18 protein-coding genes are annotated in these 20,413 nt (G+C 61.5%); 7 read left to right on the top strand and 11 right to left on the bottom strand.

Translation table 11 applies throughout. The features are described from left to right. Positions 1 to 3: 3 nt before the first annotated feature. From coaA to hisB, 7 genes are read right to left on the bottom strand one after another with little or no spacing between them, the layout of a single operon-like run. The gene (gene coaA / locus FHT84_RS27825) at positions 4 to 999 is read right to left on the bottom strand and encodes a type I pantothenate kinase (protein WP_113250782.1); all 996 of its coding nucleotides are present in this window, start codon (positions 997 to 999) and stop codon (positions 4 to 6) included. A gap of 6 nt (positions 1,000 to 1,005) precedes the next feature. After that, positions 1,006 to 1,320, bottom strand: coding sequence for a phosphoribosyl-ATP diphosphatase (locus tag FHT84_RS27830; protein WP_113250781.1), 315 nt, complete (start codon positions 1,318 to 1,320; stop codon positions 1,006 to 1,008). Between the two features lie 13 nt (positions 1,321 to 1,333). Next, complete coding sequence (gene hisF, locus FHT84_RS27835; RefSeq protein ID WP_113233580.1) at positions 1,334 to 2,122, bottom strand: imidazole glycerol phosphate synthase subunit HisF; 789 nt, start codon at positions 2,120 to 2,122, stop codon at positions 1,334 to 1,336. Next, a complete protein-coding gene (hisA, locus tag FHT84_RS27840) occupies positions 2,119 to 2,862 on the bottom strand; it encodes a 1-(5-phosphoribosyl)-5-[(5-phosphoribosylamino)methylideneamino]imidazole-4-carboxamide isomerase (RefSeq protein ID WP_183765179.1) in 744 nt (247 codons plus the stop codon). Before hisA ends, hisF begins: the two co-directional genes overlap by 4 nt. Before the next feature lie 25 nt (positions 2,863 to 2,887). Further along, a complete protein-coding gene (gene hisH, locus FHT84_RS27845; RefSeq protein ID WP_112339921.1) occupies positions 2,888 to 3,538 on the bottom strand; it encodes an imidazole glycerol phosphate synthase subunit HisH in 651 nt (216 codons plus the stop codon). 2 nt (positions 3,539 to 3,540) lie between these two features. After that, positions 3,541 to 4,038, bottom strand: coding sequence for a DUF2628 domain-containing protein (locus tag FHT84_RS27850; RefSeq protein ID WP_112339922.1), 498 nt, complete (start codon positions 4,036 to 4,038; stop codon positions 3,541 to 3,543). 23 nt (positions 4,039 to 4,061) lie between these two features. Further along, the gene (hisB, locus tag FHT84_RS27855; RefSeq protein WP_113250853.1) at positions 4,062 to 4,670 is read right to left on the bottom strand and encodes an imidazoleglycerol-phosphate dehydratase HisB; all 609 of its coding nucleotides are present in this window, start codon (positions 4,668 to 4,670) and stop codon (positions 4,062 to 4,064) included. A gap of 213 nt (positions 4,671 to 4,883) precedes the next feature. Here hisB and hslV point away from each other — a divergent pair, with 213 nt between their 5' ends. From hslV to FHT84_RS27885, 6 genes are all read left to right on the top strand, one after another. After that, positions 4,884 to 5,411: an ATP-dependent protease subunit HslV gene (gene hslV / locus FHT84_RS27860; protein WP_095433433.1), complete on the top strand. Its 528-nt coding sequence runs from the start codon at positions 4,884 to 4,886 to the stop codon at positions 5,409 to 5,411. Positions 5,412 to 5,458: 47 nt separating this feature from the next. Continuing rightward, positions 5,459 to 6,769 (top strand): ATP-dependent protease ATPase subunit HslU, encoded by a 1,311-nt coding sequence (gene hslU / locus FHT84_RS27865; protein WP_113250777.1) that lies wholly within the window; start codon positions 5,459 to 5,461, stop codon positions 6,767 to 6,769. 162 nt (positions 6,770 to 6,931) lie between these two features. Further along, entirely contained in the window at positions 6,932 to 7,885 is a 954-nt protein-coding gene (locus FHT84_RS27870) for a DUF1402 family protein (protein ID WP_112339925.1), read from the top strand. A 118-nt stretch (positions 7,886 to 8,003) separates the two neighbouring features. Next, a complete protein-coding gene (locus tag FHT84_RS27875) occupies positions 8,004 to 9,398 on the top strand; it encodes a cytochrome P450 (RefSeq protein WP_145645583.1) in 1,395 nt (464 codons plus the stop codon). 87 nt (positions 9,399 to 9,485) lie between these two features. Continuing rightward, a complete protein-coding gene (locus FHT84_RS27880) occupies positions 9,486 to 11,489 on the top strand; it encodes a hydantoinase/oxoprolinase family protein (protein WP_113250774.1) in 2,004 nt (667 codons plus the stop codon). 118 nt (positions 11,490 to 11,607) lie between these two features. Next, positions 11,608 to 13,776: a malate synthase G gene (locus tag FHT84_RS27885; protein WP_113250773.1), complete on the top strand. Its 2,169-nt coding sequence runs from the start codon at positions 11,608 to 11,610 to the stop codon at positions 13,774 to 13,776. Between the two features lie 243 nt (positions 13,777 to 14,019). On the opposite strand, the gene FHT84_RS27890 is transcribed toward FHT84_RS27885, so the two are convergent. Then, positions 14,020 to 14,694: a L,D-transpeptidase gene (locus FHT84_RS27890; protein WP_113250772.1), complete on the bottom strand. Its 675-nt coding sequence runs from the start codon at positions 14,692 to 14,694 to the stop codon at positions 14,020 to 14,022. 181 nt (positions 14,695 to 14,875) lie between these two features. On the opposite strand from FHT84_RS27890, the gene FHT84_RS27895 reads away from it, so the two are divergent. Then, positions 14,876 to 15,412 carry an MmcB family DNA repair protein gene (locus FHT84_RS27895; RefSeq protein ID WP_113250771.1) on the top strand — a complete coding sequence of 179 codons (537 nt, stop codon included), beginning with the start codon at positions 14,876 to 14,878 and terminating at the stop codon, positions 15,410 to 15,412. A 60-nt stretch (positions 15,413 to 15,472) separates the two neighbouring features. On the opposite strand, the gene FHT84_RS27900 is transcribed toward FHT84_RS27895, so the two are convergent. From FHT84_RS27900 to hrpB, 3 genes are all read right to left on the bottom strand, one after another. Continuing rightward, positions 15,473 to 16,060 (bottom strand): ActR/PrrA/RegA family redox response regulator transcription factor, encoded by a 588-nt coding sequence (locus FHT84_RS27900; RefSeq protein ID WP_112339931.1) that lies wholly within the window; start codon positions 16,058 to 16,060, stop codon positions 15,473 to 15,475. Between the two features lie 76 nt (positions 16,061 to 16,136). After that, positions 16,137 to 17,474: an ActS/PrrB/RegB family redox-sensitive histidine kinase gene (locus FHT84_RS27905; protein WP_183765176.1), complete on the bottom strand. Its 1,338-nt coding sequence runs from the start codon at positions 17,472 to 17,474 to the stop codon at positions 16,137 to 16,139. Between the two features lie 2 nt (positions 17,475 to 17,476). Further along, positions 17,477 to 19,942 carry an ATP-dependent helicase HrpB gene (hrpB, locus tag FHT84_RS27910; RefSeq protein WP_112339933.1) on the bottom strand — a complete coding sequence of 822 codons (2,466 nt, stop codon included), beginning with the start codon at positions 19,940 to 19,942 and terminating at the stop codon, positions 17,477 to 17,479. Positions 19,943 to 20,413: the final 471 nt, after the last annotated feature.

A 20,413-nucleotide genomic window follows, 5' to 3' on the forward strand; every position in this document is an offset into this window, starting at 1 on the left:
TCCTCAAAGCTTCCTCAACGCCACCTGCTCGATCAGGTGATTCCTGCCCTTCTGCAGGATGAGGTCGGCACGCGGCCGCGTCGGTAGGATGTTCTGGCGCAGGTTCTTCAGGTTGATGTTCTTCCACAGCCCCTCGGCGATCGCCAGCGCCTCGTCCTCGCTGATGGAGGCGTAGCGATGGAAGAAGGAATTGGGATCGCGGAAGGCCGTCTCGCGCAGCCGCATGAAACGGGCGACATACCAATTGTGGATCAGTTCTTCGTCGGCATCGATATAGATCGAGAAGTCGAAGAAATCCGAGACCATGGGTACGATCTTGCCGTCAGCCGGCAGATGCCGCGATTGCAGCACGTTGATGCCTTCGAAGATCAGGATATCCGGGCGGTCGACCGTCTTGAATTCGTTCGGCAGCACATCATAGACGAGGTGCGAATAGGAGGGCGCCTGCACATTCGGCTGGCCGGCCTTGATTGCCGAGAGGAAACGCAGCAGCGCTGCCGTATCGTAGCTTTCCGGAAAACCCTTGCGCTGCATCAGGTTGCGGCGCTGCAGCTCGGCGTTCGGATAGAGAAAGCCGTCCGTGGTGACGAGATCGACCTTCGGGCTCGATGGCCAGCGGCCCAGCAGTTCCTTCAGGATACGGGCCGTGGTGGATTTGCCGACAGCGACCGATCCGGCGATGCCGATGACGAAGGGCGTCTTGGCGATATCGGAAAGGCTGAGGAAGCGATTGCGCTGTTCGAAGAGGATCTGCGAGGATTCCACATGCGAGGATAAAAGCCGTGACAGCGACAGATAGATGCGCCGGACTTCGTCGAGATCGATCGGGTCGCCCATGGAGCGCAGCCGCGTCACTTCATCGGCGGTCAGCGTCAGCGGCGTATCGGCCCGGAATTTCGCCCATTCTTCCGAGGAGAAGAAATAGTAGGGCGAATAGGCTTTCGCCTGGAAAATATCGAGCGTCTCGTGTGTTGGCTCGGTCTTGGTCGCTATCGTCATTGCGTTTTACCGGCTTGCCTTCTCTTGAAGGCCGGATTGGGCGGTGCGCCTTTCGAGCTCACCCATGACATTCTCTAACGGAATGCCGGCAATCTTCAATACGACCATAAGATGATATAGCAGATCGGCGGCCTCGTAGGTAAGATTGTCGCGATCGTTGGTGACCGCCGCCATCACGGCTTCGATTGCTTCTTCGCCCAATTTCTTCGCCGCTTTCGGCTGGCCAGCGGCAAAAAGCTTTGCTGTCCAGGATTCGTCCGGCGAGGCCTTGGAGCGTTCCTCAACGATTCGTTCGAGGTCGGAAAGGGTAAATCCGCTCATCGCTTGCTGTCTCCTAATCCAGCCGCATGGGAATGCCGCGCTCGGCCATGTAGCGCTTCGCCTCGCCCACCGAATAGGTGCCGAAGTGGAAGATCGAAGCGGCGAGCACCGCCGTCGCATGGCCTTCTTTCACGCCGGCGACGAGGTCGTCGAGATCGCCGACGCCGCCCGAGGCGATGACCGGAACGCGCACCGCATCGGCGATCGCCCGTGTCAGCTCCAAATCATAGCCGACCTTGGTACCGTCGCGGTCCATGGAGGTAACGAGCAGCTCGCCGGCGCCGCGCTCAACCATCTTGCGGGCGAAATCGACGGCGTCGATGCCCGTCGCGTTGCGGCCGCCATGGGTGTAGATTTCCCAGGCGCTCAGATTGTCGCCGCCGAGTGCCTCGGTGCGCCGCCGCTTGGCGTCGATGGAAACGACGATGCACTGGTTGCCGAACTTGTCGGCCGCTTCGGCCACGAAATCGGGATTGTTGACCGCCGCCGAATTGATCGAAACCTTGTCGGCGCCGCAGAGCAGCAGCTTGCGGATATCGGCAATCGTGCGAACGCCGCCGCCGACCGTGACCGGCATGAAGCACTGTTCGGCCGTGCGGGCCACCACGTCGAAGATGGTGTCGCGATTGTCGGAGGAAGCGGTGATGTCGAGAAAGCAGAGTTCGTCGGCGCCGGCCGCGTCATAGGCCTTGGCGGCCTCGACGGGATCACCCGCATCGACAAGATTGACGAAGTTGACGCCCTTGACGACGCGGCCGTCCTTGACGTCGAGGCAGGGGATGACGCGGGCTTTCAGGGTCATTGCGCTGCCTCCTTGGCCTGCTTGATCAGCGCCAGTGCTTCCATCGGATCGATCCGGCCATCATAAAGAGCGCGGCCAGAAATCGCACCCTCCAGTTTTCGGGCGTCGGGCTGGATCATGCGCTTGATATCGTCGAGTGAGGCGAGGCCGCCGGAGGCGACGACGGGGATGGAAACGGCATTGGCCAGTTCCAAAGTCGAGTCCCAGTTGATGCCAGTCAGAATGCCGTCGCGGTCGATATCGGTGTAGATGATCGCGGCAACGCCGGCGCCTTCGAATTTTTTCGCGAGTTCGATGACGCCCAGTTCGGAAGCCTCGGCCCAGCCCTCGACCGCCACTTTGCCGCCCTTGGCGTCGATGCCGACGGCGATATGGCCCGGATACCGCCGGCAGGCTTCGATAACGAGCGCCGGATCGCGCACGGCGACCGTGCCAAGGATGACGCGAGCAAGCCCGCGCGACAGCCAGTTTTCGATATGATCGAGCGTGCGGATGCCACCGCCCAGCTGCACCGGGTTTTTGGTCGCCTTGAGAATGGCATCGACGGCGGCACCGTTCACGGTCTCGCCGGCAAAGGCGCCGTTGAGGTCGACGACATGCAGCCATTCGAAGCCCTGGTCTTCAAAGGCTTTCGCCTGAGCGCCGGGATCGGGATTGTAGACTGTCGCTTGGCTCATGTCGCCGAGCTTGAGGCGCACGCATTGGCCGTCTTTTAGGTCGATAGCGGGAAAAAGTATCATGGTGTCTGTCCTTGGAGCGCGAGCCTTATGGCTTCCAGCGCAGGAAATTGGCAATCAGGGCAAGGCCGAGTTTCTGGCTCTTTTCCGGATGGAATTGCGCGCCGGCAATGTTGTCTCGGCCGACGAAGGCCGTCATCGGCCCGCCATAGTTCGTCGTCGCGATAACGTCGTCGCCGTGGTCGGCGGCCAGATGGTAGGAATGGACGAAATAGGCGTGCAAGCCATTAGGCCCGGTCTCGATCCCCTCGAAGAGCGCGTGCGGGTGGCGGATATCCAGCGTGTTCCAGCCGATCTGCGGGATTTTCAGGCTGGGATCGCTCGGCGTCATTTCCTTGACGTCGCCCTTGATCCAGCCGAAGCCTTTCGTGATCGTCTTTTCCAACCCGCGCGACGACATCAGCTGCATGCCGACGCAGATGCCGAGGAAGGGGCGGGCCTTGTGTTCCACAACGTCGATGACCGCTTCTGTCATGCCGGGCACGGCATCGAGACCGCGGCGGCAATCGGCATAGGCGCCGACGCCGGGAAGAACGATGCGATCCGCAGTGGCGACGCGCTCGGCATCGTCAGTCAGATCGATCTCGGCGTCTATACCTGCCTCGCGGGCCGCCCGCTCGAAAGCCTTGGTGGCCGAGCGCAGATTGCCGGAACCATAATCGATAATCGCGACGCGCATGGTCAGCGTCCTCCATCATAGCCGGGAAGGCCGAAGCTCGGGCCTGGGCGGCTGGTATTCGTGTTGGTGGCCGAGATATCCCAATTTTTCGAATGGATATTCGGGTTTGGCGCCTGTTCCAGCTGTGAAAAGTGGATTTCTTCTGCGGTCGTCAGATCGTGTGCCGAGACGAGGTTTTCAACCGTCCAGCCGCGGCCAAGGAGACGACTGCTGACCGCATGCCGGCCCTCAAGAGCCGCAAGGACATGCACGCCCAGCAGAAGTGCGGCTCCAGCGGCAAAGAAGCCCGGCTGACGCATCAGTTCCAGCGCAATACCCTGCAGCAAAAACGCAGCGATCGCGTGCAGCCACAGCCGATGAAAGAGCATCCAGAGCGTCGGAAACAAAAACGCCGTCCACGAAAAGCCGTCGCGGATAAATCGCGTGTGATCGCGATACCGATCCGATGCTTCGGACCGGTTCGTTGCTCCGGGAGGCGTCAAAATCAGATAGCTTGCCATTCTTCACTTCCCCAGTTTGGGGCTTAGGCGAGCGTGCCTTTCGTCGAGGGCACCCGGCCTGCCTGCCGCGGATCGATCTCGGTTGCGGTGCGCAGTGCGCGCGCAACGGCCTTGAAGCATGTCTCGGCTATATGGTGATTGTTGGCACCATAATGGTTGAGGATATGCAAGGTGATGCCGGCATTCTGCGCTAAGGCCTGGAAGAATTCGCGTACCAGTTCGGTGTCGAAAGTGCCGATCTTCGGGGCGCTGAACGAGACGTTCCAGACGAGGAAGGGCCGACCGGAAAGATCGACGGCCGCCTTCGTCATCGTCTCGTCCATGGCGAGATCGATCGATGCATAGCGGGTGATGCCGCGCCGGTCGCCCAGGGCCTTGGCGATCGCCTGGCCGATCGCGATGCCGGTATCTTCGACGGCATGGTGATCGTCGACATGCAGGTCGCCCTTGGTGTCGATCTCCATGTCGATCAGCGAATGTCGCGACAGCTGTTCCAGCATATGGTCGAAGAAGCCGACCCCCGTCGAAATCGTCGATTTGCCGCTGCCGTCGATATTGACGGAAACGGAGACCGAGGTCTCGTTGGTCTTGCGGGAAACGCTTGCCGTGCGGGTCGCTGCGGTCTCTGCCATGGGCTGCTCCATCGGAATACGGCCGTTCCTTATCAGGCGTATCGGGAAATATCCAGAAGTTACGCAAAGGCCTTACGCGTTTAGCCGGCTTGCCGCCATTATTCGGGCGCGGTTGCCATTTGCAATCGCCAAAACCCCTCTTACATAGGTGCTGACGGGGCCGATACGCGGCCCGGCAGAGAGCCCGCCGAAACGGGGGCAAACAGGTGTTAAATGACGACAATCGTGACTATTCGCAAGGGTGGCAAGGTGGTGATGGCTGGTGATGGCCAGGTGAGCCTTGGCCAGACCGTAATGAAGGGCAATGCGCGCAAGGTTCGCCGCATCGGCAAGGGCGATGTCATCGCCGGTTTCGCCGGCGCGACCGCCGATGCCTTCACCCTCCTCGAACGCCTCGAAAAGAAGCTCGAACAATATCCCGGTCAGCTGATGCGTGCCGCCGTCGAGCTCGCCAAGGACTGGCGTACCGACAAATATCTGCGCAACCTTGAAGCCATGATGCTGGTTGCCGACAAACAAGTAACGCTCGCCATCACCGGCAACGGCGATGTGCTTGAGCCCGAACATGGCGCCATGGCGATCGGCTCCGGCGGCAATTTCGCGCTCGCCGCCGCACGCGCGCTGATGGACAGCGACAAGTCAGCTGAAGATGTCGCCCGCCGCGCTCTCGATATTGCTGCCGACATCTGCGTCTACACGAACCACAATGTGGTCGTCGAAACGCTCGATGCCGAAGCCTAAGACGTTCCTCTCTTGATAGTTTCCAGCCCTGACAGGGAACATACGAAATGACCACTTTTTCCCCCCGCGAGATCGTTTCCGAGCTCGATCGCTATATTGTCGGCCAGCATGAGGCCAAGCGCGCCGTGGCGATTGCGCTGCGCAACCGCTGGCGCCGCCAGCAGCTCGAGCCCGAGCTGCGCGACGAAGTCATGCCCAAGAACATCCTGATGATCGGCCCGACTGGTGTCGGTAAGACGGAAATCTCCCGCCGCCTTGCCAAGCTTGCCGGCGCCCCCTTCATCAAGGTCGAAGCCACCAAGTTCACCGAGGTCGGCTATGTCGGCCGCGATGTCGAACAGATCATCCGCGATCTCGTTGAAGTTGGTATCGGCCTGGTGCGCGAAAAGAAGCGCGCCGAAGTGCAGGCCAAGGCGCATATGAGCGCGGAAGAGCGTGTGCTCGATGCGCTGGTTGGTGCCACTGCCTCGCCGGCGACGCGCGACAGCTTCCGCAAGAAGCTGCGTGACGGCCAGCTCGACGACAAGGAAATCGATATCGAAGTGGCCGATACCGGCTCCGGCATGCCCGGTGGCTTCGAGATCCCCGGCATGCCCGGCGCCAATATCGGCGTGCTCAACCTCTCCGAAATGTTCGGCAAGGCCATGGGCGGCCGCACGAAGAAGGTGCGAACGACGGTCAAGGATTCCTACAAGGAGCTGATCCGCGACGAGTCAGACAAGCTGATCGACAATGAGGCGATCCAGCGCGAAGCCGTGCAATCGGCCGAAAATGACGGGATCGTCTTCTTGGACGAGATCGACAAGATCGCCGCCCGCGACGGCGGCATGGGTGCCGGTGTCTCCCGTGAAGGCGTGCAGCGCGACTTGCTGCCGCTGGTCGAAGGCACGACGGTTTCGACGAAGTACGGTCCGGTCAAGACCGACCACATTCTCTTCATCGCTTCCGGCGCCTTCCACGTCTCAAAGCCGTCGGATCTGCTGCCGGAACTGCAGGGCCGCCTGCCGATCCGTGTCGAGCTCCGTCCACTGACCAAGGAAGATTTCCGCCGCATCCTGACCGAGCCGCAGGCAAGCCTCATCCGCCAGTACAAGGCGCTGATGGAAACGGAAGACCTGAAGCTCGATTTCACCGACGATGCCATCGACGCGCTCGCCGATGTCGCGGTGCATCTCAACTCCACCGTCGAGAATATCGGCGCCCGCCGTTTGCAGACCGTCATGGAGCGGGTACTCGACGAGATCTCCTATAATGCCTCGGATCGTGCCGGCGTATCGGTGACTATCGATGCCGCCTACGTCCGCGAGCATGTCGGCGATCTTGCCAGCAACACCGACCTGTCCCGCTTCATTCTGTAAGCCGGCCGGCAAAGGCGATTTAAAACAGTAAACACTCGACAGCGGGCCGTTAACTTTTTAGTTAGGGGCTCGTTTCTTGTGTCGCGTGGCTTTATTCGGCCAAGATTATCCGTCAGGCAGCCGCACGGAAACATCGGTGGAAACTTCGACAGGACGGCCATCTTGCGACGCATACTGATCACCCTTCTTCTGGCGGTCGCCAGCTTCTCCTGGATGCCAGCCTATGCGGATGCGGCGACCGCGGTGCCTCCGGGCAACCGCAATGCCGAGCAGCCGCCGGTTCCTGGCGCCTCCGTCCGGCGCACGCGCGGCACGAATTCGACCTTTGAACGCAAGTACCAGAAGGTCCGCGAATTGCTGGCGACCGACACCAAGCTGATGGCGAAGATCAAGTCGACGGCGCGCGCTTACGGCATCGATCCGATCCACATCATCGGCGCGCTCGTCGGCGAGCATACCTACAATGTGGACGCCTATGACGGTCTGCAGTCCTATTATGTCAAGGCCGCTTCCTATGCCGGCCAGAGCTTCCGCTTCGCCTATGATGGCGAAAACGTCGATGATTTCGTTGCCCGGCCGCAATTCGATGCCTGCAAAGGCAAGGGTGATTCCTACAGCCTCTGGACCTGCCGAGAAGACGTCTGGGAAGACGATTTCCGCGGCAAGACGGTTGGCGGCAAGTCCTATCCCGACAATCGCTTCAGCGCGGTCTTCTTCCAGCCTTTCTATGCCGGTCAAACCTTCGGCCTCGGCCAGGTCAATCCGCTGACGGCGCTCGAGCTCTCTGACCTCGTCAGCCGCACCTCTGGTGTTGCGAAGCTGGACGAGAAGGATGCCGGCGGCGTCTACAAGGCGATCATGGACCCGGACCTGTCGCTCGCCTTCGTTGCGGCCTCGATCCGTAAGTCGATCGATGACTATCGCTCGATCGCCGGCATGGATATTTCGGGCAATCCGGGCATCACCGCGACGCTCTACAATCTCGGCAATTCCCGCAAGCGCGCCGCCGCCCTTGCCGCCAAGAACCGCGGCTCCTCCCAGCCGGTCTGGCCGGAAGAAAATTACTACGGCTGGCTCATCAATGATAAGCTGAGCGACCTGAAGTCGCTTTTATAAGCGGGCAGCGCGACGTTTTATCGTCTGGATTTTGCAGGCGGCGTTCCCCATATCGAAGGGGTGCGCCGCTCTGATTGCGTTCGTTCGGCAATGGCCAGTTTTCGAGGAGAGTTGATTCATGGATATGATTCCGGAAGCCTTCTCGCCGCCGGCTCCGATCCCGCGCACCGTGCCGCCCTCCCGTTTGACGATCATCCGCACGATCCTGCGCAATCCGCTCGAACTCTGGGGCGAGCCCTCCTATACGCTACCCTGGATCAAGACCAAATTCTTCAACGAGCGGACGCTCATCGTCAATGATCCCGGACTGATCAAGCATGTTCTGGTCGACAATGCCGCCAACTACCGCATGGCCGATATCCGCCAGCTCGTGCTCCGGCCGATCCTGCGCGATGGCCTGCTGACGGCGGAAGGGCCGGTCTGGAAGCGCTCGCGCAAGGCGGTCGCGCCGGTGTTCACGCCGCGCCATGCTCAAGGCTTTGCCGGTCAGATGTTGGGTCAGAGCCTGGATTATGTGAAGAAATACGAGGATGTCGGCAACGAAGGCACGGTGTTCGATATCGCTACCGATATGACCGAACTGACCTTCGCCATTCTGGCGGAGACGTTGTTTTCCGGCGAGATCGTCACCGAAGGCGAGCATTTCGCCGATGAGGTCAACGAACTCCTGCATCGCATGGGCCGGGTCGATCCCATGGATCTTTTGCGTGCCCCGGCCTGGGTGCCGCGCATCACCCGCATCGGCGGCCAGCGCGTGCTCGACAAGTTCCGCGGCATCGTCCGCACCACCATGGACAAGCGGCTGGAAAAGATGCGGAGGGACAGAGCCAGCGCACCGGACGATTTCCTCACGCTGCTTCTCGAAAAGGCCGGTCCGGATGGGCTGACCATGGAGGAGATCGAGGACAATATCCTCACCTTCATCGGCGCCGGTCATGAGACGACGGCCCGTGCACTTGCGTGGACGCTCTATTGCGTCGCCAATAGTCCGCACATTCGCGAGGCTATGGAAGAGGAAATCGACCGGGTACTTGCAACCGATGGCGAACCGGTTGCCTGGCTCGATCTCATGCCGAATGTCCGCGCCGCTTTCGAGGAGGCGATGCGCCTTTATCCGCCAGCGCCGTCGATCAACCGCGCCGCCATCGCCGATGACGAATGGGTAAGCGTCAAGGGCGAGCGCGTGACGATAGAAAAGGGGATCACCGTCCTGATCATGCCCTGGACCCTACATCGCCATGAGCTTTATTGGGAAAAGCCGCGCGCCTTCATGCCGGAGCGCTTTCTTCCGGAAAACCGCGCCAAGATCAATCGCTTCCAGTACCTGCCGTTCGGCGCGGGCCCCCGCGTCTGTATCGGCGCGACCTTCGCGCTGCAGGAAGCGGTCATCGCCCTTGCCGTCATGATGCGCCGTTTCCGCTTCGACCTGACCGAAGAAACCGATCCCTGGCCGGTGCAGAAGCTGACGACGCAGCCACGCGGCGGTTTGCCGATGCGGGTTACGAGACGATAGAACTGTTTTTGCCGCCTGCCAGCTAGCGGCTTGGCCCGGAAGGGTGCAATAACGGCATCGCAGTGCATTCAAGAGCTGGATATTGCCGTGACATCTCACTTCCTGCTCGGCATCGATACGGGTGGAACCTACACCGATGCCGTTCTCTTCCATGAAACCGATGGCGTGATCGCCAAGGCGAAATCGCTGACGACGCGGCATGATCTGGCCGTCGGCATTGCCGGCGCTGTCGATGCCGTCATCGCCAAGGCCGGTATTCCCGTTTCGGCCATCGGCCTCGTATCGCTGTCGACGACGCTTGCCACCAATGCGCTTGTCGAAGGGCAGGGTGGCCGCGCTGGGCTCATCATGATCGGCTTCGGGCCGGATGATCTCAAGCGTGATGGTCTTGCGGAAGCGCTGGGGTCCGATCCCGTGCTCTATCTCCCCGGCGGCCACAATGTGCATGGTAATGAAAATCCGCTGGATCTGACGGCGCTGCGTGACGCATTGCCGGAACTGGCAAAGTCGGTCTCGTCCTTCGCCGTTGCCGGCTATTTCGCTGTGCGGAATCCGGCTCATGAAATCAGGGTGCGCGACTGCATCCGCGAACTCTCGCATCTGCCCGTCACCTGCAGCCACGAGCTTTCATCGAAGCTGGGCGGGCCGCGCCGCGCCCTGACGACGCTGCTGAATGCCCGTCTCGTATCGATGATCGATCGCCTCGTCGGCGCCTGCGAAGGGTTCCTGGCGACGCGCGGCATTTCCGCACCGATGATGGTGGTGCGCGGCGATGGCGCCCTGATTTCGGCTGACGAAGCCAAGCTTCGGCCGATCGAGACCATCCTGTCGGGCCCGGCGGCAAGCCTCGTCGGCGCGCGCTATCTCACCGGTCTCGACGATGCCGTTGTGTCCGATATCGGCGGCACCACCACCGACGTCGCCGTCATGGAGGATGGCCGGCCACGGCTGGATGCCGATGGCGCCGTGGTCGGAGGCTATCGCACCATGGTTGAGGCCGTCGCCATGCGCACCTATGGTCTCGGCGGCGATTCCGAAGTGAAGATCAACGATCGCGGCCTCGTCGCCGCTTTCGAACTCGGCCCCCGCCGCCTGCTGCCTCTGAGCCTCGCCGCTCATATACACGGCGCTGCGGTGCTTGAGGTGTTGGAGCAGCAGCTGCGGGCGACGCATCTCGCTCGCAATGCCGGCCGCTTCGCGCTCCGCACCGGCGTGCCGGATCATCTGGCAAGCGGTCTTACGGCACCCGAGCAGGCGTTGTTCGACCGGATTGGCGCTGCTCCCATGGCGCTCGACAAGCTTCTGACGATGACGTCGCAGAAGGCGACGCTGGACAGGCTGGTGGCGCGCGGCCTTGTGCATCTGAGCGGCCTGACGCCCTCAGATGCAATGCATGTGCTCGGCCGGCAGGGCCAGTGGAACGCTGAGGCGGCTCGCCTTGGGTTAGCTCTGGCGATGCGGCTGAAGGACGGTTCCGGACGCGCCATTGCCGCATCCGTCGAGGAGCTGGCGCAGAAGATCGTCGATCGGCTCACGCGTCAGTCCGCGGATGTCATTCTTGCCGCCTGCCTCGCCGAGGATGGCGTTGCCGATCTGAATCCGGCGAAATCCATCTCCATCGATCGCGCCCTTCGCCGAGCGCCGGGCATCGCCCGCTTCGCCATTTCGCTCGATCGCCCCCTTGTTGGGCTCGGCGCTTCCGCCCCGGTCTATTACCCTGCCATCGCGGAAATGCTGGCGACGGAAAGCGCCATTCCCGCCGATTCGGATGTCGCCAACGCCGTCGGCGCCGTTGTCGGCCAGGTGCGCACCAGCGTTACTGTTTTCGTCACCATGCCGGAAGATGGTATCTATGTGCTGAACGGAGCCGGTGAAAGCCTGCGATTTACTGACGAGGACCGGAGCTTCGTCAATGCCCGCTCGCGCGCCGCCGAGGCGGCGATGGCGCAGGCAAGGCTCAATGGCGCGGTGGACCTCGTGTTGGCGATGGATGAGCAGGTGGATGCGCCTGAAGTCGAGGGTAATCGAAAACTGATCGAGGCACGGTTCATCGCGACAGCAAGTGGCCGACCGCGAATCGCCATGAATTGATTATTTCCCGGAGCGCATAAATCTTTCGAACTATTGCCAAATTGACGGAAGCGAAACCATCGGCAAAGTGGCAGCATGTGAAAAATGAGCCAAAAGATGGCCTTGAGGAGTATTTGGCATGAGCCGCATTGAGAAGAACGGGCTGCAGATCGAACCGGTACTTTATGATTTCCTCGTCAGGGAAGCGCTGCCAGGTTCGGGTATCGACGCCGAGACCTTTTTTGCCGGCTTTTCCAAGATCGTCCACGATCTTGGGTCGAAGAATCGCGAGCTCCTCGCCAAGCGAGACCGCATGCAGGAGGCTCTCGACGACTGGTATCGCAAGAACGGCGCGCCCGTCGATCTCGCTGCTTATGAGGCTTTCCTGCGCGACATCGGCTATATCGTGCCCGAAGGGCCTGCCTTTACGATCTCGACTGCCAACGTCGATCCGGAAATCTCGGAGATCGCCGGTCCGCAGCTCGTCGTTCCCGTCATGAATGCCCGCTATGCACTGAATGCCGCCAACGCTCGTTGGGGATCGCTTTACGACGCCCTCTATGGCACCGATGCTATTCCCGAGACAGACGGCGCCGAGAAGGGCAGGACCTATAATCCCAAGCGCGGCGAGAAGGTCATCGCCTGGGTTCGCGATTTCCTCGATTCCGCGGTCCCGTTGACCGGCGCAAGCTGGAAGGACGTCGCCGGCCTTGCCGTGAAGGATGGCGTGCTGGCAGTTACGGCGAAGCCCGGCGCCACGGCGTTGGCGGATCGCAGCCATTTCGCCGGTTATCTCGGCGATGCTGCCAAGCCTTCGCATATCCTCATAAAGCACAACGGGATCCATATCGAAATCGTCATCGATGCCAACACCGATATCGGTAAGGCCGATCCAGCCAATATTTCCGACGTTCGCCTGGAATCGGCAATCACGACAATCATGGACTGCGAGGATTCGATCGCGGCTGTCGATGCCGAGGACAAGGCCGAGGTCTACCGGAACTGGCTCGGCCTGATGAAGGGCGACCTGACCGAGGAAGTCGCCAAGGGCGGCAAGAGCTTCACGCGCCGGCTCAATCCCGATGTCGCCTATACCGCGCCGGATGGTAGCACCTTCGACCTGCATTGCCGTTCGCTGATGCTGGTGCGCAATGTTGGCCACCTGATGACCAACCCGGCCATTCTCGACCGTGACGGCAACGAGGTACCGGAGGGCATCATGGATGCTGCGATCACCGGCCTGATCGCGCTCTATGACATCGGTCCGAACGGCCGTCGCAAGAATTCGCGCACCGGCTCTATGTATGTCGTCAAGCCGAAGATGCACGGCCCTGAAGAGGTCGCCTTCGCGGTCGACATCTTCTCGCGCGTCGAGGACCTGCTTGGGATGCCGCGCAATACCATCAAGATGGGCATCATGGACGAGGAGCGTCGCACGACGGTCAACCTCAAGGAAGCCATCCGCGCCGCCCGCGAGCGCGTCGTCTTCATCAATACCGGCTTCCTCGATCGCACCGGTGATGAAATCCATACCTCGATGGAAGCAGGCCCGATGATCCGCAAGGGCGATATGAAGCAGGCGGCCTGGATCGGCGCCTATGAGAACTGGAACGTCGATATCGGCCTCGAATGCGGCCTTTCCGGCCATGCCCAGATCGGCAAGGGCATGTGGGCCATGCCGGATCTGATGGCGGCCATGCTCGAGCAGAAGATCGCTCACCCGAAGGCCGGCGCCAACACCGCTTGGGTGCCGTCCCCGACGGCTGCGACCCTGCACGCCACCCATTACCACCGCGTCAATGTCGCCGACGTGCAGAAGAGCCTGAAAAGCCGCGCCCGCGCCAAACTTTCCGACATCCTGTCCGTGCCGGTCGCCTCGCGACCGAACTGGACGCCGGAGGAGATCCAGCGCGAAATCGACAACAACAGCCAGGGCATCCTCGGCTATGTCGTGCGCTGGGTGGATCAGGGCGTCGGTTGTTCCAAGGTACCCGACATCAACAATGTCGGCCTCATGGAAGATCGCGCCACCCTGCGCATCTCGGCGCAGCACATGGCCAACTGGCTGCACCACAAGGTCATCACCGAAGTGCAGATTCTCGAAACGATGAAGCGCATGGCGGCCGTGGTTGATCAGCAGAATGCCGGCGATCCCAACTACATCGCCATGTCAGGCAATTTCGACGGTTCGGTTGCTTTCCAGGCAGCCCTCGATCTCGTCCTCAAGGGCCGCCAGCAGCCGAACGGCTATACCGAACCGGTCCTGCATCGCCGCCGCATCGAACTGAAGGCAAAGCACGCAGGGTAAGCTCCGTCTTTGCTTCGGAGGCCACCTCGATCCTTCGAGGCCTTGGCGTCTGCGCTGACGTTTTGACGGCAAGGCACCTCAGGATGAGGTGGAGGGACTCTTGCGGCCAGCGGAAAAGCGCGTAGCCAAAGGCGAAGCCTCGGACGAGGGCGGGTGTGATGGTTGGGATCGATCCCAAATCCCTCAAACAAAAGGCCGCCGGATACCGATCCGGCGGCCTTTTTCAATCCGAATGCCAAGTGATTACTGAATAACGACGACCTTGGTGCTGCGGCCCGGAAGAACGCGGCTGTAGAGATCGATCACGTCCTGATTGATCAGGCGGATGCAGCCCGAGGAGGCAGCAGTGCCGATCGAAGCCCATTCCGGCGTGCCGTGCAGACGGAACAGCGTGTCCTGGCCCTTTTCGTTATAGAGATACATGGCGCGTGCACCGAGCGGGTTGGAAAGACCCGGGTTCATGCCGCCCTCGACATACTTGGCAATTTCCGGACGGCGAACAGCCATTTCCTTCGGCGGGTGCCAATTCGGCCATTCCTGCTTCCAGGCTACGTATGCAGTACCGGACCAGGAGAAGCCCTGCTTGCCGACGCCGATGCCGTAACGCATCGCTTCGCCATTGCCAAGGATGTAATAGAGGTGACGCTCGCGCGTATTGACGATGATCGTGCCTTCAGCTTCATCCGTGTTGTATTCGACGATCTGACGGCGAAACTGCGGCTTCACCTTCTGGATCGGGATCGCCGGCAGCTGAAAGCCATTGTCGGTCGTCACACCATAGTCGCCATCGAAAGTCTTGATGGTCTCGGTAGCCGAATTTGCGGTGGCGGCCGGCGCTGCTGCTGCAGTGCTGGCATAGCCAGCCGATGCAAGCATTGCGACAAGGCCGAGTGCGGTCATAGCATTACGGATGCGCATGAAAGTCTCTCGAAATTTCGTGGCGGGGGGCGGATGGTTATCTACCATCTTTGTCTACGGTATATTTTCCATTAAACTAGTCTTTGCAAGCTGCTCTGGCCCTACAAAAATAGGGCCGGCGCGCAAATTAGAAGGACATGGTTTTTTTGCAACAATGCTTGACCTGTCCACGAGACAATTCATGACGATTTTGAACGTTTACAATAACAATCCGTTAATAGATGGTCGGCAGTCGGAACGGGCCATGCTTGTACGCAAGGGTGTGCAGCTATTACTGCACGACATGCGTCACGCCGTCCTACCGGAGCTGCCGCTCGCCAGCGGTCGCCGCGCAGATCTCATCAGCCTTTCGGAGAAGGGCGAGATCTGGATCATCGAGATCAAGACGTCGATCGAGGACTTTCGCGTCGACCGCAAATGGCCCGAATACCGGCAGCATTGCGATCGGATGTTCTTCGCGACACACAAAGACGTGCCGCTCGAGATCTTCCCTGAGGATTGCGGACTGTTTCTATCGGATGGTTACGGCGCCCATATGCTGCGCGAGGCGCCGGAGCATCGCCTGCCGCCGGCGACGCGCAAGTCCGTGACGCTGAATTTCTCCCGCGCGGCCGCCCAGCGGCTGATGCTGGCCGAATGGGCAACGGGCAAGGATTTTGCCTTCTCCCCTCGGGGAGAAGGTGCCCGAAGGGCGGATGAGGGGGGCGAGGAGCTTTAGTTTCGGGCGCTTTTTGCAGCTCGCGCTTATAGCGTCCCTCTCCCGAGGCAAAGGCATGCTCTATTTCGGCGCCCGCTTGGCGAGGATGCGCTGCAGCGTGCGGCGATGCATGTTGAGGCGGCGGGCCGTCTCGGAAACGTTGCGCTCACACATTTCATAGACGCGCTGGATATGTTCCCAGCGGACGCGATCGGCCGACATCGGGTTCTCGGGCACTTCGGCCTTTTCGCCGGGGCGCTGCGTCAGCGCCGCATAGACGTCGTCCGCATCGGCAGGTTTGGCGAGATAGTCGAGCGCGCCGAGTTTGACGGCGGTCACCGCCGTCGCGATGTTGCCATAACCTGTCAGGACGACGATATGCGTATCGTCGCGCCGCTGACGGATCGCCTCGATCACGTCCAATCCTGTGCCATCACCCAGCCGGAGGTCAACCACGGCGTATTTGGGCGGGTTCGCCTTGGACCTGGCAACGCCTTCCGCTACCGATTCCGCCGTCTCGACTGCAAAGCCGCGTGTTTCCATCGCGCGTGCCAGGCGGCGTAGAAACGGGCCGTCGTCGTCGACGATCAGCAATGTGGCATCCGGGCCGATATGGGCCGCTGCATCCTTCACTCCGGCGTTTGGAGAAGCGCTCTCTTTTTCCGTCATTTTTATCTTCTATCCCGGCGACCATCCGCCTGCATATTCAACCGATTTTGACGACCGCTGTTTTAAGCCGTGAAAATCATTTTGTCGAATTACTGTCGATCAGCACGCGCGGCCATTCGACGCGGACACGAGCTCCCGGTGTCTCGGGATCGCGATTGCCGAAGAAAAGGGTAGCGCCCGAGCGCTCGAGCAGTGTCTTGGCGATGAAGAGGCCGAGTCCGAGGCCGCCGGCGGTATCGTCCCGCTGGCGCGATGTGACATAGGGTTCGCCGATGCGCGCCAGTATTTCGGGTGAATAGCCGTTGCCGTCGTCCTCGATGACGATGGTCAGAGTGTCGACGGTATATTCCACGGTAATGGTCACCGTCTTGCGAGCATAGTCGACAGCATTTTCGATGAGGTTACCGAGCCCATACATGATGCCGGCATTGCGTGACAGAACAGGTTCGCCGGAGCGCGGGCTCTTCTCGATCAGTTCCAGCGTGATCCCGAACTCGCGATGCGGCGCGATCACCTCTTCCATCATCGAGGATAGCGTCAGCCGCCGCATATGCGCCTCGTCTTCAGAGGAGAGCGTCGTCAGCCGTCTGAGAATATCGCGGCAGCGCTCGCTCTGGCTGCACAGCAGCGCCACGTCCTCGCGAAAGCGGTCATCCTCGCGCAGTTCACGCTCCATCTCCTTGGCGACGACGCTGATCGTCGCAAGCGGTGTACCGAGCTCATGCGCCGCGGCCGCCGCCAGCCCGTCGAGCTGCGACAGGTGTTTTTCCCGCTGCAGCACCAGCTCCGTCGCCGAGAGCGCATCGGCGAGCTGCGACGCCTCCATGGAGACGCGATAGGCATAGAAGGCGGCGAAGGCCATGGTAGAGGCAATGGAGCACCACACGCCGAGCTGCATGACGCTGTGCACGTTGACGGAGACACCTTCGTACCAGGGAAGCGGGAAGGGCGAGAAGGCAAGGCCGGTAATGCAGATCATCGCCAACAGGATCAGCGGCATGCTGTAGCGGATCGGTTGCGAGGCGAAGGAGATGATAACGGGCACGCAGACCAGCGCCGAGAAAGGATTGGCAAGGCCGCCGGTGATCAAAAGCAGCCCGCAGAGCTGCAGAAGATCGAGGCTGAGCAGGGCAAAGGCCGCCGGCGGCTCCAGCCGGTGCGTCGGTGGATAGCGCAGCGTCAGGAAGAAGTTAATCCAAGCCAAGCAGGCGATCAGCACGCCGCAGGGCAGGAGCGGCATCGGAAACTTCAGCCAGAAAGCGACGATCATCACAGTCACCGTCTGGCCGCCGACGGCAAGCCAGCGCAGGCGCACCAGCGTCTGCAATCTTAGCCGTCGGCTCGTATGGTGGCCCTCCTGCGCCTTCGTTTCGGCTTCGGAGAGCTTTTCCAGTCCCCGGAAGAAGCGTGCCATCGTTAGGTTCCCCGTGGTTTGGCGCGTGTGGTCGGCAGGGCCTCGGCCGGGTCTTCCGGCCAGGGATGCCTCGGGTAGCGCCCGCGCATATCGGCGCGCACATCCTTCCAGGATCCGGCCCAGAAGCCCGGCAGGTCGCGCGTCGTCTGGATCGGCCGGTGCGCCGGCGATGTCAATTCAAGCAGCAGCGGCAACCGGCCGCCGCCGATGGCCGGATGCTGCTTCAGTCCGAACAGCTCCTGGACGCGAATGGTCAAGAGCGGCTCCTCGCCGTCATATTGTATGGGATGGCGCTGGCCGGTCGGCGCTTCGAAATGCGTCGGCGCCATCCGGGCGAGATCGCGTTGCAGTTCATGCGGCACGAGAGACATCAGCCCGTTGGAAAGGCCGCCGACGGAGATGTCGGAGAGGCCGCGCGCATCGGTCTGAAACGGCGTGAACCATTCGTCGAGCCGCGTGAGCAGCGCCTCGTCGCTCATATCGGGCCAGGGTTCGCCGATCGTGCGATGCAGGAAGCCGATTCTTTCCCGCAGCTGCGCAGCCTCTTTCGAGAAAGGCAGGACGCTGATCCCGAGGTCGCGAATACCTTCGGCGAGGGCCTTCGCCGCCTGCTCGCCGGTGGGCCGCGGCAGGGGCGTTTCCTCGAAGATGATGGCGCCGAGCCTTGTCGCCCGCCGTGCCCGCACCTGACGGCTTGCCTTGTCGAAAAAGCTCTGGTCTTCGGTGCGGATCTCGCCCGGCAAATGCTCTTCGACATCCGCGCGGGAAATCTCCGCCGCGGCCAGAATGCGTGCCTGCGCCGCACGTCCGGTCAGGTCGGCGATGACAAGCATCTGCGAACCGGCAAGCCGTTCGGTCTCCGGCAATTCCGCGCCGCGCCCATTGGCCATGACGAAGCGTCCCCGCCCACCGCGCTGCAGGGCGATGCGGTCGGGAAAGGCATGCAGCAGCAGCGCACCGGCGAGCGGGGGAATAGAAGAGGTTGAATTGCCTTTGCCACCGACAGCCTGAGCAAGGCGTCCGGCCAGCCGGCGCGCGGCCTCGGCTCGTTCGCCTTTCTCGGTCTTGAAGCGCCGCAGCCGGTCTTCCAGGTCGATGCTCGATCCGCCGAGCCCCTGTTCCGTCAGCAGCATGGCAAGCAGCGCCGCTTCGCGTGCCTGGCCGAATTCGCCAGCCGATATCACCATCGCCGCCAGGCGCGGAGGCAGGGCGAGTTCGCGCATCAGCCGCCCGCGCGCCGTCAGCCCGTTTTCCGCGTCGAGCGCACCCAGCTGCCGCAGCAAGGTCCGCGCCTCGGCAAGTGTGGTTGCAGGTGGCTGGTCGACGAAGGCGAGCGTTGCCGGATCCTGCACGCCCCAATGGGCGAGATCGAGCGCCAGGCCTGAGAGATCGCTGGAAAGGATCTGCGGCGGCGTAAAGGCTGGAAGCGCCGCCGTCTGACCCGGGTGCCATAGGCGGATGGCGATGCCCGGTTCGGTTCGCCCGGCGCGGCCGGCGCGCTGATCGGCCGAGGCGCGCGACACGCGCACCGTCTCGAGCCGCGTAATGCCGGTGGAAGCCTCGAAAACGGGCAGGCGCTGCAATCCGCTGTCGATGACGATGCGCACGCCGTCGATGGTGATGGAAGTTTCGGCAATCGAGGTCGCCAGCACGATCTTGCGCGTGCCCCGCGGCGCTGGCCGAATTGCCGCATCCTGCTCCTTCTGGCTGAGATTGCCGTAGAGCGGCGCAATCATCGTCTCCGGCGAGAATCGCCCTTCCAATCGCTCCACCGTGCGGGTGATTTCCGCCTGACCGGGGAGAAAGGCTAGGATGGAGCCCTGCTCGCGCGCATGCGCATCGAGGATCGCCCGCGTCACCGTATCCTCGATCCGCTCTCCCGCTGGCCGATCCTGGTGGCGGATATCGATCGGAAAGCTGCGACCCATACTTTCGATGACGGGCGGGTGGTAGAGGAGTGCAGCGACACGCTCCACATCGAGCGTTGCCGACATGACGAGGATGCGCAGATCCTCTCGCAGGGCTGCCTGAACGTCGAGCGCCAGCGCCAGGCCGAAATCTGCATCCAGCGAGCGCTCGTGGAATTCGTCGAAGATGACGGTGGAGATGCCGGAGAGTTCGGGATCGTCGAGGATCATCCGCGCGAACACGCCCTCCGTCACCACCTCGATGCGGGTCTTGGCGGAGATGCGGTTGTCGAGCCGCATGCGGTAGCCGACTGTATCACCCACTTGTTCGCCGAGCAGCGAGGCCATACGGGCAGCAGCGGCCCTCGCCGCCAGCCGTCGCGGTTCCAGAAGAATGATCCTGCCATCGCCGCGCCATGCCTCGCCCAGCAGATAAAGCGGCACCAGCGTCGTCTTGCCCGCGCCAGGTGGTGCGGAAAGCACGGCGCGCCGCTCGTTAGCGAGGGCTGTGCCGATATCGGCAAGCACATGCGAGACCGGCAGCTCAGGTAATGAAGGCACTCTATATGTCACGCCTGCCTGCCCCGCATATATCCATAGGCAAAAGCTTGCACTTGCCGGGTCGGCGCGGCCTGCGCCTGCCTTTTATCGAGAAGCACCATATCCGCTCCCTTCAATCTCTCGATGTCTATTAGGTCCTGGGTGTCCGGCTGGCAATGAGAGGCGGATCCGATGCTTGCAACAGGGCGCAAGTGGCTCGTTACGAGCGCGTATCTGGATGATTCCGGCAGGCGGTGTAAAATGAATCCTGAAATCGTGGCCAATGGCGAAAAAATCTCCAAGATTTCGATCGAGTTGACAAATCCTCTTTTCCATTCAATCACTTACAAAAATGTCAGAATTTTTACAGCTGGAGTGTTGACTTGGTTCGGAGGTAGGGTCTATAAGCCCGATCACTGACGAGGGCGGCGGCGCTGCTGGCGACGAAGTCTCTCGCTCTGGTGTTTCCTGGATTGGCTGCGATGCTGATTG

It is taken from the genome of Rhizobium sp. BK289 (assembly GCF_014193575.1).
Lineage (GTDB): Bacteria > Pseudomonadota > Alphaproteobacteria > Rhizobiales > Rhizobiaceae > Rhizobium > Rhizobium tropici_C.